This is a genomic window from Lysinibacillus sp. NPDC092081 (assembly GCF_044755845.1).
Classification (GTDB): Bacteria; Bacillota; Bacilli; order Bacillales_A; family Planococcaceae; genus Lysinibacillus.
Map to the genome: position 1 here is coordinate 148,547 of NZ_JBIVRU010000001.1, position 13,757 is coordinate 162,303.

Annotated in this window: 14 protein-coding genes; 5 read left to right on the plus strand and 9 right to left on the minus strand. The window is 35.6% G+C overall.

Going from position 1 to position 13,757, the window contains the following annotated elements; genetic code table 11:
- Positions 1-138: 138 nt before the first annotated feature.
- The 3 genes from ACIQLB_RS00755 to ACIQLB_RS00765 form a co-directional block, all read right to left on the minus strand.
- On the minus strand, positions 139-1,401 hold the full coding sequence (locus ACIQLB_RS00755) for an MFS transporter (RefSeq protein WP_400719796.1): 1,263 nt from the start codon (positions 1,399-1,401) through the stop codon (positions 139-141).
- 282 nt (positions 1,402-1,683) lie between these two features.
- The gene (locus ACIQLB_RS00760) at positions 1,684-1,992 is read right to left on the minus strand and encodes a hypothetical protein (RefSeq protein WP_400719798.1); all 309 of its coding nucleotides are present in this window, start codon (positions 1,990-1,992) and stop codon (positions 1,684-1,686) included.
- Positions 1,985-2,560, minus strand: coding sequence for a MarR family winged helix-turn-helix transcriptional regulator (locus ACIQLB_RS00765; RefSeq protein ID WP_400719800.1), 576 nt, complete (start codon positions 2,558-2,560; stop codon positions 1,985-1,987). The genes ACIQLB_RS00760 and ACIQLB_RS00765 overlap by 8 nt, the downstream gene beginning before the upstream one ends.
- Before the next feature lie 596 nt (positions 2,561-3,156).
- Here ACIQLB_RS00765 and ACIQLB_RS00770 point away from each other — a divergent pair.
- The 3 genes from ACIQLB_RS00770 to ACIQLB_RS00780 all read left to right on the plus strand — a co-directional run bounded on the left by ACIQLB_RS00770 (position 3,157) and on the right by ACIQLB_RS00780 (position 6,760).
- Positions 3,157-4,911: an ABC transporter ATP-binding protein gene (locus tag ACIQLB_RS00770; protein WP_400719802.1), complete on the plus strand. Its 1,755-nt coding sequence runs from the start codon at positions 3,157-3,159 to the stop codon at positions 4,909-4,911.
- A 17-nt stretch (positions 4,912-4,928) separates the two neighbouring features.
- The gene (locus ACIQLB_RS00775) at positions 4,929-5,606 is read left to right on the plus strand and encodes a response regulator transcription factor (RefSeq protein ID WP_400719804.1); all 678 of its coding nucleotides are present in this window, start codon (positions 4,929-4,931) and stop codon (positions 5,604-5,606) included.
- Between the two features lie 122 nt (positions 5,607-5,728).
- On the plus strand, positions 5,729-6,760 hold the full coding sequence (locus ACIQLB_RS00780; RefSeq protein WP_483869698.1) for a HAMP domain-containing sensor histidine kinase: 1,032 nt from the start codon (positions 5,729-5,731) through the stop codon (positions 6,758-6,760).
- Between the two features lie 42 nt (positions 6,761-6,802).
- Here the strand turns inward: ACIQLB_RS00780 and ACIQLB_RS00785 are convergent, their stop codons facing one another.
- Entirely contained in the window at positions 6,803-7,390 is a 588-nt protein-coding gene (locus ACIQLB_RS00785; protein ID WP_400719808.1) for an NAD(P)H-dependent oxidoreductase, read from the minus strand.
- Between the two features lie 121 nt (positions 7,391-7,511).
- On the opposite strand from ACIQLB_RS00785, the gene ACIQLB_RS00790 reads away from it, so the two are divergent.
- On the plus strand, positions 7,512-7,949 hold the full coding sequence (locus ACIQLB_RS00790; RefSeq protein WP_400719810.1) for a MarR family winged helix-turn-helix transcriptional regulator: 438 nt from the start codon (positions 7,512-7,514) through the stop codon (positions 7,947-7,949).
- A 45-nt stretch (positions 7,950-7,994) separates the two neighbouring features.
- Here the strand turns inward: ACIQLB_RS00790 and ACIQLB_RS00795 are convergent, their stop codons facing one another.
- Together ACIQLB_RS00795 and ACIQLB_RS00800 are read right to left on the minus strand one after the other, a co-directional pair.
- Positions 7,995-8,399, minus strand: a complete 405-nt coding sequence (locus tag ACIQLB_RS00795; protein WP_400719812.1) for a GNAT family N-acetyltransferase — start codon at positions 8,397-8,399, stop codon at positions 7,995-7,997.
- Between the two features lie 10 nt (positions 8,400-8,409).
- Positions 8,410-9,273: a GNAT family N-acetyltransferase gene (locus ACIQLB_RS00800; RefSeq protein ID WP_400719814.1), complete on the minus strand. Its 864-nt coding sequence runs from the start codon at positions 9,271-9,273 to the stop codon at positions 8,410-8,412.
- 226 nt (positions 9,274-9,499) lie between these two features.
- On the opposite strand from ACIQLB_RS00800, the gene ACIQLB_RS00805 reads away from it, so the two are divergent.
- Positions 9,500-10,276, plus strand: coding sequence for a YqcI/YcgG family protein (locus ACIQLB_RS00805; RefSeq protein WP_400719816.1), 777 nt, complete (start codon positions 9,500-9,502; stop codon positions 10,274-10,276).
- Here the strand turns inward: ACIQLB_RS00805 and ACIQLB_RS00810 are convergent.
- The 3 genes from ACIQLB_RS00810 to ACIQLB_RS00820 all read right to left on the minus strand — a co-directional run bounded on the left by ACIQLB_RS00810 (position 10,273) and on the right by ACIQLB_RS00820 (position 13,679).
- The gene (locus ACIQLB_RS00810; RefSeq protein WP_400719818.1) at positions 10,273-11,598 is read right to left on the minus strand and encodes an amino acid permease; all 1,326 of its coding nucleotides are present in this window, start codon (positions 11,596-11,598) and stop codon (positions 10,273-10,275) included. The two genes, ACIQLB_RS00805 and ACIQLB_RS00810, sit on opposite strands and share 4 nt — an antisense overlap.
- A 24-nt stretch (positions 11,599-11,622) precedes the next feature.
- Positions 11,623-12,558 carry an arginine deiminase family protein gene (locus tag ACIQLB_RS00815; RefSeq protein ID WP_400719820.1) on the minus strand — a complete coding sequence of 312 codons (936 nt, stop codon included), beginning with the start codon at positions 12,556-12,558 and terminating at the stop codon, positions 11,623-11,625.
- Positions 12,559-13,043: 485 nt separating this feature from the next.
- Complete coding sequence (locus ACIQLB_RS00820; RefSeq protein WP_400719822.1) at positions 13,044-13,679, minus strand: DUF2268 domain-containing putative Zn-dependent protease; 636 nt, start codon at positions 13,677-13,679, stop codon at positions 13,044-13,046.
- Between the last annotated feature and the right edge of the window lie 78 nt (positions 13,680-13,757).

A 13,757-nucleotide genomic window follows, 5' to 3' on the forward strand; every position in this document is an offset into this window, starting at 1 on the left:
GACCGACATCGTGTTGGCCCTCATTCAGGCCTAAGCACAAAGTCGATTCCGGATGCAATTATGCCAAGGCATAATTGATTTTTGTTTCGAATTCTCAATATTGAAGAGTAAAACATAGATCAACAGATTTCTTGTCAATCATTTAGCTGCCTCGCTCTTTTCAAATCGTAAAATTCTCTTTGTTGCTATTGCCATCACTACCATGGCAATACTAATCATTAAAATAGGAACGTAGACTTTAACACTAAATGCTTCAAATAATAAGCCATACAATATTTGCCCAATTGGTGCCATACATTGTGAAACGGCGATGATGATAGCCATGACCTTCCCTAAGTTTTCATTTGGTGTTTCTTTTTGAACAACTGTAATAACGTAAATAGAAATGATCGTCATAATCATAGCGATTAAAAGTGCGCTAACAACAAATAAAGTATAGGATGGATAATAGCCAATATTAAGCAGCAGAGGCGTGACCGCTAGAGCCATTGGGACAATCAACAAAGCAGTGATAAAAATCCAAATATACAAATTATTGATACCCATTTTTTTCGCAAAATACCCCATAGATAAAGCTCCTAAAATTGTAGCAAAATCAATTAACCCCATCCCTACTCCATACAATGTATCACTACTTTGCATTGTAACACGGAGAATAATAGGGACCCCTACTACAAACAACGGTGTTAATAATAAATTTAATAATGCCGCTAAAATCATACATTTGAATATAAAAGATTGCTTCACTACATAGCTAAAGCCCTCTTTCAAATCATTGACAAGCGTGGGAATAATATGTTCGCTTTGCTCTCGTTGAATAAATGGTATATGAATAAACATCTCTAATATGGCAGAAAGGAAAAAGAACACACCACTCAACACGACGAGCACTTTTAAGCCAATCAAACCGTACAGTATTCCTCCTAATACAGGAGCAGCTACATTAGACAATGCTTGAATACCATTAACAATTCCATTGGCTTGCTCAAGCTTTTCCTCTTCTACAAGAACCGGAATACTGGCCATCACTGCAGGCGCATACATAGCACTAACAAAGGAAAGTAGTACCATCACAACACCAATAAGCAAAACAGAGCTATTACCCATTGCTAGCATTGCAAAGAAAATAAAAACAATTAGGCTACTTGTAAAATCGAAAATCACCATTAAATTACGTCGATTAAACCTATCAGCAATTGCTCCTCCAAGCGGTGCAAGTAAAATTGGGACACTCGATATCGCAAATAGTACTGCAAAAAGATCTGCACGTCCTGTAATATCTAGTACATAAAGTGATAAGGCAAACCTTAACAGCGCAGATCCTAAAATAGAAATAATTTGCCCAAGCACCATCAGGTTAAAATCTTTTGAAAAACCTTTTCTTTTAATCTGTGATTCCATTCATTAGACCCCTTCCTTTTAGAACTATTAAAGTAATTAACATTCACGCCCATCTTGAATGTGTATATTGCAATGACTAAGAAAATTAATCAGGTGTGTTGATTAACCATTTTTATCCACCCTAATTAGAAGGCTCTGATTTCCGCTACGGGCTACTTGCTTTCCTGGGGGAGCGGGAGTCGAGTAGCCCTACGCTACAATCAGTTAAAATGGGAATATATTAGCAAAATAGCAACAAAAAAATCCTATTATCACTCAATGATAATTCTATTTTCCCCCAATCTACACGCCTGAAAATAAATTATTTTTTTGTATCGCAAGAAGAAGTACATTACTAAAAATACTCATATTACTTAACCAAATGAGCCACTCAATTTGCGCACTCCAAGAAATTATTAGCAACAAGAGTCCCACGATAATAGATACATAATTTCCAGTGCGACTAATCTTTGATTTCCGATGAAATTTTCCCTTAACGTCATACGTAGATTTTTTTATTTTATGTTTCATAAGATAAACTTTTTCTTTTAACTTCTGTTCAGTCTTTTTCGCTTTTTGATGAAAAAAAAATGATGTATCTCCTTTAATCATGACGTTCTTCATCTCCATATCGCCGTTTTAATAACTCCGTTAAAACTCTCTCTTGGAAGTCCGAAATCGGTTCTGGCTCCTCTACCTCCATATTTACCGTTTCTTCATACCCATCTAATTCCTCACCGTCAAAACGATAGAGTTTTTGTAATAGCTTCCACAATGTTTCAATTTCCTCTGTTTTAAAGTCTTTAAAGATATCTGCTAAAAAGTAAGTAGACTTCTCCGAACAAGCAATTAAAGCTGTTTTTCCCTCTGAAGTAATCTCGACATTGATCGATCTTTTATCTAATTTACTTGGTATCGTTTGAACATATCCTTTTTTCACCAGACTCGTTATTAACTTATTCGCAGTTTGCTTAGTTGTACCAAGCTTTTTGGCGATATTTACGAGTGTTGTATTTTCTACTGGTAAATGGGCAATGGCAATTAGAGCCATATGCTGTCTAGAAGTTAATACTTCTAAATATTCATCTCCTCTTATTTGAACTTTATTGACAACTGAAAACAATGTCGCATAACTTTGCTGCATAAAATGCAATTCCTTCAATAACAGATTAAAATCCATATGTAGCACCTCTCTATTTAGTCACCATGTTTACTAAAATAATACTTTAAGATTTTTGAAATGTTAACATGGTGACTATTTTGCAAATGGCAAGAGATATATTTTAAATAATAGACCGACTGTCGGTTTATGTTTATTATATGATATAAATCCAAAAAGAGGAACTACTTTTATTTATTTTTCATTTACCAATACTCTTGGTGCAGTTATACCTACTTACCCCAGAGTATTCACTATTTGAAACATTAGAAAAAGCCAGCCCTCTTAGGAAAACAGAAAAAGTCGATTTCCCCTCACCATGAGGCATAGTCGTCTTTTTGGTTACTCCAATTACAATTAGCATTAAGAATCTATCGACTTATTGGATAGTCATTCGATAGAATGATTTTACTGGTTAATAGTGTAATAGCAATGAATGTTTTAACATGCTCTTGAATAAGCACACCATGGACACACGAAAAGGTTACTCAGAATTTTGAGTAACCTTTTTCCTTATCATCTCACCTCATTTCATATTCGGTTCATATAGGCATGCTATAGTTAGTAACATATAAGATTCATATTTTATTGTTGATGAAATTGAAGGAGGATTCACTTTGCAGGAGGCATCAAAAGATACCACAAAACTGAAGGATTGGCGGCGCTTTGTTCGCTTAGTCAAACAGGCTGAGCCACCGATATGGCTTTTAATTATTGCATTAATGATGAGTTTAGCAACTACGGGCGTTGGCTTTATCGTGCCGTTATTTACAAAAAAATTAGTCGATGGTTTTTCATTAGCATCGCTTGATTATTGGCAAATACTTTTGTTAGGTATTGCTTTTATCGCGCAGGCTATTGCGGGTGGACTTTCCATTTACTATTTAAATCGTGTCGGACATCATGTTGTCGCGACATTACGAGATCAGCTATGGAGAAAGCTACTTCATTTACCAATTCCTTATTACGATGAGAACGATACAGGTGAAACATTAAGTCGTGTTACGAATGACACATCTGTAGTCAAGGAGCTCATTACGGAACACCTTGCGAATTGTTTATCAGGCGTTATTTCTATTATTGGATCAGTCATTATTCTATTAATTTTAGATTGGAAAATGACCTTAGTCATGCTGATTGCTGTTCCGCTTGCTATGATTATTTTAATGCTGTTAGGAAGACGTATGTTTGTCATTTCAAAAGGTATGCAAGATGAGACAGCAAAATTTACAGCAGTGCTCAATCAAGTTTTACCAGAAACACGATTAGTTAAAGCGTCAAATGCCGAAATTATAGAATATGAGCGTGGCAAGAAAGGAATTACTAACCTCTTTACGTTTGGCTTAAAAGAAGCTAAAATCCATGCGCTTATTTCGCCACTCATTTCGTTTGTCTTAATGTCAGTCCTTGTAGCCATTATTGGTTATGGCGGTGTACGAGTTTCTTCAGGCGAGCTTACAGCTGGCGACATGGTAGCATTTATTTTATATTTAATCCAAATCATCATGCCGATGACCCAATTAACAATGTTCTTTACACAGCTTCAAAAAGCAATGGGTGCTACAGAGCGAATTAGTGCATTACTTGAGCATGAAGAAGAAGATATTTTTGAAGGAAAAACATTAGAAAAAGTGGATCAACCGATTAATGTAAAAAATGTTGACTTTGCATATGGAGAAGACTTAATTTTATCGAATATTAATTTTACCATTAAACCAGGTAAAGTTACGGCCATTGTGGGACCTAGTGGTGGAGGAAAAACAACAACATTTTCCCTGTTAGAGCGATATTATCAGCCTACTAACGGACGTATTACACTTGGAGAAACCCCTATCAACACGTACTCATTACATTCTTGGAGAAGCCAAATCGGCTATGTTGCTCAGGAGAGTGCACTGCTGTCTGGTACGATTCGCGAAAATATTTGCTATGGCATTGATAGAGAAGTGCCGGATGAAGAGCTTGAGCGAGTTGCCAAAATGGCCTATGCCGATCAATTTATCAATGAATTACCAGAGCAATTTGATACAGAAGTCGGAGAACGAGGTATTAAGCTTTCTGGCGGTCAACGACAACGAATATCTATCGCCAGAGCACTTTTGCGCGACCCTCAAATATTAATGTTAGATGAAGCAACATCTAGTCTAGATAGTAAGTCGGAAATCTATGTTCAAAAAGCATTAGATAATTTAATGCAAGGAAGAACAACGCTTGTCATTGCACACCGCCTTTCTACGGTAGTAGATGCCGATCAAATACTTTTTGTGGAGAAAGGACATATCACGGGCTGCGGCTCACATGATTCTCTATTTGAGACTCATGACATGTATCGAGAGTTTGCCATACAACAATTACGTATTAAAGAAGAATAACGAAGGGATTTGTTAGCATGACAAAACTATTAGTTGTAGATGATGATGCGCATATTCGAGAATTAGTAAAGGTATTTTTACAAAATGAAGGTTTAGAAGTAATAGAAGCTACGGACGGTGTGGATGCACTGTCCAAATTGGATTCTGATAAGGTGGATATGATTATCATGGACATTATGATGCCAAATATGGACGGCTGGGAATTATGCGAAGAAATACGTTCATTCAATGATAATCTGCCTATTTTGATGCTTACTGCAAAGGGAGAAACCTCTCAAAAGGTAAAAGGCTTTCATCTTGGAACAGATGATTATCTTGTGAAACCTTTTGAGCCTGCAGAGCTAATTGTCCGTGTTAAATCAATACTTAAGAGATACCGCATTTCACTATCTCAACTTGTGGAAGCTGGCAATGTTAAGCTTAATCGTAATACACATGAAGTACTCTTTAATGGGCAACCTTTTATACTTCGTTTAAAGGAATTCGAACTTTTATTTACCTTAGCAAGCTATGCTGGGAAAACTTTTTCACGTGAACAATTAATCGAAGAAATTTGGGGATTTGACTACGAGGGTGATGAACGTACAGTGGATGTTCACATAAAAAGACTTCGTCAGCGTTTCCCACAAGAAATAAGTGGGTTTGCTATTCGCACGATTCGTGGCCTAGGCTATCGATTGGAACTTGTTTCATGAGAAGACTAAAAAATTTTTTAAAGCTTTTTTTAACTCTAATGCCTCTTATCATTAGCATCGTCTTTGCTTTTCTTTCCTACCATAGAAGACTAAAAAATTTTTTAAAGCTTTTTTTAACTCTAATGCTTCTTCTTATCATTAGCATCGTCTTTGCTTTTCTTTCCTACCATATAACGGCCTGGATTTATGAATGGTTAGGCATACATCCAAAAGGTTTCTGGCTTCAATTATGGACCGTAATTGGCGTTTTTGTTCTCTTTGCTTGCTCAGTCATCATCACTTTTTTAATTGGGTTAAAAAGACAACGGAACTATTGGAATACGATTGTAGATGCATTAAGCCGGATTGCAAAAGGTGACTTTTCTGTCAAATTAGATCTTAAAGCAGATGACGAAGATCAATTTGGTCAATTAATACATGGCATCAACCATATGGCAGTCGAATTAGGCGAGATAGAAAGAATGCGCCAAGAATTTATTTCAAATGTCTCTCATGAAATTCAGTCGCCTCTAACATCTATTAATGGCTTTGCTAAAGCATTGAAAAACATTGACCTCCCTGAGGATAAGCGACAGCATTATTTAACAATCATTGAGATGGAGAGTAATCGACTATCAAAAATTAGTGACAATTTACTTAAGCTAACTTCATTAGAATCACAACACCATCCCTTCGAGCCGAGACATTACCGACTCGATAAGCAATTGCGCAATGTCGTCCTTACCCTTGAGCCAAATTGGCTAGCCAAAAATATCGACATGGATCTGCAATTAGAAAACATTTCGATAATGGCTGATGAAGATTTAATGAATCAAGTATGGATGAATTTACTAAGCAACAGCATTAAATTCTCGCCAGCTGCTGGCATGATTACACTATCTATGACGAAGCAAATAGACACAATCACCATTGCCATTCATGATAATGGTATTGGTTTAACGGCGGAACAACAAAAGCATGTATTCGAACGATTTTATAAGGCGGACCAATCGAGGACAGCTGAGAATGGAGGCAGTGGTTTAGGACTATCTATTGTCAAGAAAATCGCCGATATGCATAACGGCACAATTACTGTGGAAAGCAAACTTGGTGAATTTACAACGTTTTTTGTAACCTTACCGTTAGAAGCCAATGTGACTCGTGCAAACGAATAGGAGATTCTTTCTTCGTCTGCACGAGTCTATTAAACAGGTAAACTAGTAAGCTATTTCCCTAAAATATTGATAAATTTTTTCGAGTTTTCTGCGTTGTCTCCCCTTTTTACTTTCCATATTGCCAAATTCAAAAAACTTCACTTGTTTAATGCCAACAAAATTAAATAGCGCTCTTTTCATTAATATTTTATGAGCATTATTCAGCCATAATAGTGGATATTTTGTTGGCCCTTTCATTGTCGAAATACACACCACAGATTTTCCCTTCAAAAGCCCCTCAGGAAATAGTCCCTTTTTATCTTTATAAGCAAAGTTGGCCGCAAACAATTGATCAATATACCCTAAAAGCATTGCAGGTGGTCTCCCCCACCATATCGGATAAACAAAAACGATTTTATCAGCCCAACTAATTTGTTCTCGATATTTCTCAAGCTTTGGATCACGAAACATATCACGACGTCGTTTATGTTCATGAAATACTAAAAGCGGATTAAATTGCTCTTCATATAAATCTAATACTTGAATCTCATTTATGAGTGGATTTTCATGACAACCCTTCATAACCTCCTGCAAAAAAGCATAATTCAAACTTTTATGATTGGGATATGTATAAATAATTAATGTATTCATCATGCGTCCTCCATTACTTATCATTTGATAACAAAATAGTAAACTATATAATTTTAGTTGTCAAATGATAATTGTTTTAAGATAAGTTTTTTGTTATCTTGTCTGTAAGAGGTGAACCCATTTGGACAAAAAACAATTATTTAATCAGTTCGTAGCTTTTACAACAGCGGTACACCAAGTAACGCACGAACTAACTCAAAACGTTAAAATCGATAATATTACACCAGTTCAATATAAAATTCTTGAATATATAAAAGTAAGTCAGCCAGTTACACCTACTGAAATTAGTGATTGCCAGCATATGTCCCTACCTAATACAAGTCGAGAATTACGAAAATTACAGGAAAGAAAGTTTATTGAAAAAATTAGCGATACCGAAGATCGAAGAAAGCACTATGTTTGCCTTACAGAAGATGGAGAAAAAATAATGGAGAAAGCATTCAACTGTATAGAAGAGCGCTTTCAACAACTTATCCAACATGCATCTAAAAAAGATTTAGAGGACATTCATAATGCACTAAACATTCTTGATGAAAAGGTCTTTAATCCAAAATCATAAAAAAAACTGCATTGCTTTTCATTAGGAAAAGCAATGCAGGTTTTTTCACTGTTTATTATATTGACATAGAAAACGTTCCACACCTGGGTATTTCTCTCCTAGGCTAATTACGAAAAAACCATAGCGTCGATAAAAATCTACTGCCTCATAATCCGTTTCAGCAACAATTGATGGGTACTTACATGCTATAAAGTTAATCATTTTACTGCCAATGCCTTTTCCTCTTTGATTAGCTAATACGGCGATATGTTTAATCTCACACTTTGATAAACTGATTTGTTCTATTCCAATACAACCAATTATCTCAACTTCGGATTCGAAGCTATATAATGTCCTATTCGATAAAAGTATATATTTTTCATACTCTTGTTGAACTTTTTTATCCGAAGTTGCAAATGAAAGTAGTTTTCTAATAGCTGGTGAAATAGTGTTTGCTTGAACTATATTCATAACTTTCTCCTTAAATGTTGGTAGCAGGGATGACGACAGCATAACAAGCTTTTTCATAAAACTCGATTGGACCTGCTCCTCCGATAATTGCATATTCATATCCAATCTCATGCATATCTTTTAAACAATGATGGAGGAGGGAATATCCTATCCCCTTCACTCGATTAGATTTCGCTACACCCATTGGGCCAAAATAACATTTTTTATTTTGATAAACGTCAAATGCAGCAAATCCAACAAGATCTCCCTTATTATCAAAAGCTACATATATGGAAGGCGTAGTACTAAAAAATGCACTTTTAATCGTTTCTGACCAATCTTGCGAAAAATGACTTTCTACAAAATGAATTAGCTTGTTCTTATCATCACGTTCGACTCTACGAATACTGCTAGAAATCACATCTGGGAAACTGTAATTGTGAAGATGAGTAACCATATCCCGTGAAGTGGTACCAAGCTTTAAAATCATTTTCGTATCTTCTTCTGAAACGAATCCCTCAAGCATATTCGTCTTTATTAATGCTTTCAGAAAGTGACCTTCATTTATATAAACCTGGTTATAGTTTTGCATATAACAAGTTGCTTGTTCCAATACTGTTAAAACATCATTTGTTATTGGAACACTAAATAAATTATGGCTTGTAACATTCATGTCTGATTTTAGATCAAGTTCATTAACCAAGTTTCTTATAGAAGCTTTATCTATAGTACATTTGAATACTATTTCGCCAAGCACCCCCTCTTTTTCTTTTAAACAAGCAAGTAAAAAATGAATAGGCTGTAACACTTTATGTTGTGAAGAGGAAGCTTCTTTTTCCGCATTCTGAAAAATCCTTAACATGCGATTTGTTAATTTTATATTTGGAGAATTCATTTGCCTTCATCCCTTCATTTTATCTGACCTTAATGATCGAGCTATATGTATTTTATGATTGTCAGAACTTTATCTTATCATTAATCATTTTTTCTATAAATAAGTCCTGAACTATTTAGTGGGAATCCCTCTTGCTTTTGCATTTAAAAAACGTTAATGCTTATACATCGTCACCCATTTGCACACTTTTTAATAGTATAAGGATGTATAGAAGGAGGAGACATAAGTGGAAGTAGCAGTGTTAGACAAGAAGTGGATCGAAGAACATTTTGAAACACTTCCATTATGGCAACAGTCAGCATATACCGACTTCGCTGCTATGGTTGCAGATGAAGCAAATACGTTCCCCTGTATTCCAGCTAGAAAAGGGTTTTTATCGAACGAGCTTCGCTATAGTTTTATCGGAGATCCACGAGACGAGCAATCGATAAAGACGTTAGCACTATGCTTAAAGGAATACGATAAGTGCGCTCAAACATATGGAAAATATACAACACATACCATTTTCTTCAAAACCCCTAATGATATGCATACAAACTTCGATGTTGAGCATTATCGAAATTTATTTTGGTCAATTTTAAACAATTTAACTAAATTTGATGAGATCGATTGGCCAAAGGAAATTCCAACCGATCCATCGCATCATGAATGGGAATTTTGTTTTAACGGTGAGCCTTATTTTGTGTCTTGTGCAACGCCCGCACATAAATTACGCAAGAGTCGTAATTTTTCCACTTTATTAATGGTATTTCAACCACGCTGGATATTTGAAGAAATGAACAACTCTACTGCCTTTGGTCGAAAATTAAAGAGACTTATTCGTCAACGCATTACCGAATACGATGCTATTCCAGCTCATACCGATTTAAAATGGTATGGGCAAGAAGGTAGTTATGAATGGAAACAGTATTTTTTAAGTGATGATAATAGTAGTCCATCGAAATGTCCATTTTTACGTATGCAACATTCTCTGATTTTTCCGCAGAATAAAGAACAACATTAGATTTGCTTACCGTGTTTTTGCCTTTTCATGACAAGCCAAGTCGCAATTGCTATGATGATGATAAAAAGCAGGCTCACGAAAAAACCGAGTCTGCTTGTTTTTTCCCCTAACGTCCCAGACACCGTCACCACTATGAGCAACATCCCGATACCATTCTTCACATGCTCCCACTTCGACAGCTCCATTAGCTTGCTATATGTCACTAATATAAAGAGCCAGTTATAAATTAGCATTAAGCCTGCAGCTGTCACCAAATATTCAAAAATCTTTTCTGGCATAAGAAAGCCTATAACAATAGTGATGATTAAACCACTCGTTAAAAAAAGGAATGCAGGAAATGGAATCTTCATCTTCCCTTTTTTCGCCAAAGCCGTTGGAGCATCATGATCTTCTGCCAACGTAATGAGAATCGTTATGACCGCGTATAAAGAGGCTACCATTGTTGAAAAACCAGCAATAATTAACACGCCATTAAAAATGTCTGCAAAAAAAGGTATGTGATAACCGTTAAGCGCTGTAATAAATGGGCTCTCCTCAATATTAAAGTCCTTCCAAGAAACAAGCGCCAAGGCAAGCATAATAGCCATTAGAAAAATGACAGTTATAGCAATAAGCATCACTTTTCCGGCTTTCGGTGCTTCCTTAGGATTTTTTAAATCAATGACCATTAATCCCATAACCTCAATTCCACCAAATGCATAAAAGGCATATAACAGCCCAAGCCATAGTCCTTTCACACCTTGTGAGAAAAATTCTTCATAATTTGCATGCAGTGCATCGAGTGTCGTTGATTCCGAATTAAATCCTTTTATTATTAAGACAACCGCTACTATAATAAACATCACAACCGCTGCTGCTTTTAACGCACCAAAAATATTTTGAAATTTTTCAAAGCCCTTCATACCTGTAAGAATAACGGCTAATCCAAGTGCAGCATAAATAGACGCAGCAACCCATAATGGCAGTGTCGGAAACCACAGCTTTGTGAAAATACCAAGCGCCGTCAATTGGCTACCCATAATAAGCATCTCAGAAATCAAGTAAATCCAGCCATTACTAAATCCTGCCCAATTGCCAAAAGCTTGCTTTGCATAAGTACGGAATGAACCCTTATCTGGATTGTCAACTGACATCTTCACAAGAGCGTCATAGACAATGTACGTAGCAATCGCCGCTAACAAAAAAGGAATCACAACAGCAGGACCACTTTTATGAATGGCCATACTTGTCCCAAGAAAAAATCCTGTTCCAAGTGTACAACCTATACCGAGAAGCGAAAGCTGCCACCAAGACAACCTTCCTTTACTTGTTTTAGATGTCATTTTGATCAACCCTCCTACTTTTTTCTACTTTCTTACCAATGGCAATGTCATACAACGAATGCCACCACCGCCTTTTTCAAGCTCCGTGACGTTAATTTCTATCAAATTCTTCTTTTGCAATAGTGGATGCTTCGTCCATTGCTGCTTCGTTGCTTGCTTACTAATCAACAGTGTTTCGGGATTAAGATTAATAAAATTGATATCAGGGATTGTATTATATTTTTCAAGCCAGTAAACGTCAAAGCCATGGTGATTTAAAAATTGCTCTGTCATTTCAAAACGACTTGTTTGAGCTGTGAACACGTGTACAGGAAAATAACGTATAAAGTTTTTAGCTAGTAGCAGATTAGCGTGCGTCACATTACAATTCATATCTAAATGAAGTGTATCGGAACGTCTTGGCAAATCAATGATCGCAATTTCCGAAAATCCTTCTTGGAAGATGCGCTCCTTGATACTTTCCACAGCCTCTAACGTTGTTCTCATTCCAATATTAATAAGTACGGCATCCTTATTTAAAATCAGCACATCTCCACATTCTAAAGCAGTAGACGGTTGTTTAATGTTTAAAAATTTTTCTGGAAACCACTTTTCCAATACTGAATGAGCATGTGGATACTCTGGACGCCTTAGCGAGCTACCTGCCTCTCCAAGGAAAATACTATTTCCTAAAACACAGGCTAGATCGCGTACAAAGTACCTATTAATAAGTTGCTCACTTACTGTTTTCTCATCATTTGTTAGCTCTTTCGAATAGTCAATAACATGGACACCCGCATTTTCTAGCGCTGTCTTAAATTCCATGAAATTCTCCATAGCTTTTACATGATTGACAGCAGCACTCCATCCTACATTTTCAGCTATTGTTAAATCTGTTACATCTAATTTTGAAGGTGCACAAAGCATAACAACCTTAAGCTCTTCATGCTCCGACCAACAATTCGGTTGAAATGAGTCCATAATATATTCTCCCCTTCATTATTACTATCTCTGTTAGCGTTACCACCAAAATTGGAATTATACAGAGCTAAAACAGACCTATTTGAGGGCACAAAACATACGGTTTTTATTGTTGAAAAAGTAAAAAGACAAATTCTTGTTCATATTTACAAGAATTTGTCTTTTTACTTTTTTTCTTTTAAACGTGTAAATGATTCGTTTCAAATTCACGGCGAAGGGCGAAGATGGTTGTTGAACCTTTTTTCCCCTCACTAAATAGACCCGAAGCTACTGCCGTATCATACCCGCGTCTATTCTTTAATTCACTATTTTCGCTCCTATTTTTTAACGAGTATGTGCACGTTCCTTAAACTCTTCACTGAACGCTTTAAAAGTGCTTTAAATACAATCTATTATATTGTATAGTTTAAGCTAATTAAAAAGATATCTCTTCATAACAACAGGATCCACACTTTTACCCATAAAATAAATGATATATTGATCACCTATTGGTTAATTATGAAACCAGATTTTAAATAAACTTGGTACGGATTGATCCTTATTAAACTTTCAAAGTCTTTTACAAACTCATTATTTTTATAGTTATAAACTAGATGATATCCCATCGAGTATCCTAACCACAATGGATATTCCGATGAATTACCAAGCATAAATTTTTGTATCTCATACGGTTCTGTTAGTTCTAACTTGTGTTTAAACATTTCTAAATACTTGTTTATTTCATTTTTACTTAAGACTGTTGCCCATTTTCCTACATACTCCTTACCGAGTGCATATTCAACAAAAACTTCTGAACACCCCTCATCTATGATTACATCTAACAAAGTTTTGGATTCCTTTGATTCTACAATAGAGTTTCGAACTACATGCTGATATTCGTGAAAACAAATACTTTTAATATTATCCATACTCACTCTTCTTTTTACATTTAGATAAATATAAATAGTATTGTTTCCATCTGTATGTGCAACAACTCCATTCATTTTTTCTACAAAGGTTAAATCTTTCGTTACAAATGGGAGTAAATACACATTCGTAGGTACTTTTATTAGTCTATTACTCGCTGAATTAATAAAGTTGAATACTTCATTTTCTATATTTTCATACATATTATCTTTCATCTCATGTATTATCTCACTAAATCCTAATTCTATTAATTGACTGACATTAAGTTTTGAACCAAACTTTGAAAGTAGTTC

Bases quoted from the DNA above. Each gene is read 5' to 3' on its own strand.
- ACIQLB_RS00755 (WP_400719796.1), bottom strand. From the start codon at position 1,401: ATGGAATCACAGATTAAAAGAAAAGGTTTTTCAAAAGATTTTAACCTG.
- ACIQLB_RS00760 (WP_400719798.1), bottom strand. From the start codon at position 1,992: ATGATTAAAGGAGATACATCATTTTTTTTTCATCAAAAAGCGAAAAAG.
- ACIQLB_RS00765 (WP_400719800.1), bottom strand. From the start codon at position 2,560: ATGGATTTTAATCTGTTATTGAAGGAATTGCATTTTATGCAGCAAAGT.
- ACIQLB_RS00775 (WP_400719804.1), top strand. From the start codon at position 4,929: ATGACAAAACTATTAGTTGTAGATGATGATGCGCATATTCGAGAATTA.
- ACIQLB_RS00780 (WP_483869698.1), top strand. From the start codon at position 5,729: ATGCTTCTTCTTATCATTAGCATCGTCTTTGCTTTTCTTTCCTACCAT.
- ACIQLB_RS00785 (WP_400719808.1), bottom strand. From the start codon at position 7,390: ATGAATACATTAATTATTTATACATATCCCAATCATAAAAGTTTGAAT.
- ACIQLB_RS00795 (WP_400719812.1), bottom strand. From the start codon at position 8,399: ATGAATATAGTTCAAGCAAACACTATTTCACCAGCTATTAGAAAACTA.
- ACIQLB_RS00800 (WP_400719814.1), bottom strand. From the start codon at position 9,273: ATGAATTCTCCAAATATAAAATTAACAAATCGCATGTTAAGGATTTTT.
- ACIQLB_RS00810 (WP_400719818.1), bottom strand. From the start codon at position 11,598: ATGACATCTAAAACAAGTAAAGGAAGGTTGTCTTGGTGGCAGCTTTCG.
- ACIQLB_RS00815 (WP_400719820.1), bottom strand. From the start codon at position 12,558: ATGGACTCATTTCAACCGAATTGTTGGTCGGAGCATGAAGAGCTTAAG.
- ACIQLB_RS00820 (WP_400719822.1), bottom strand. From the start codon at position 13,679: ATGAAAGATAATATGTATGAAAATATAGAAAATGAAGTATTCAACTTT.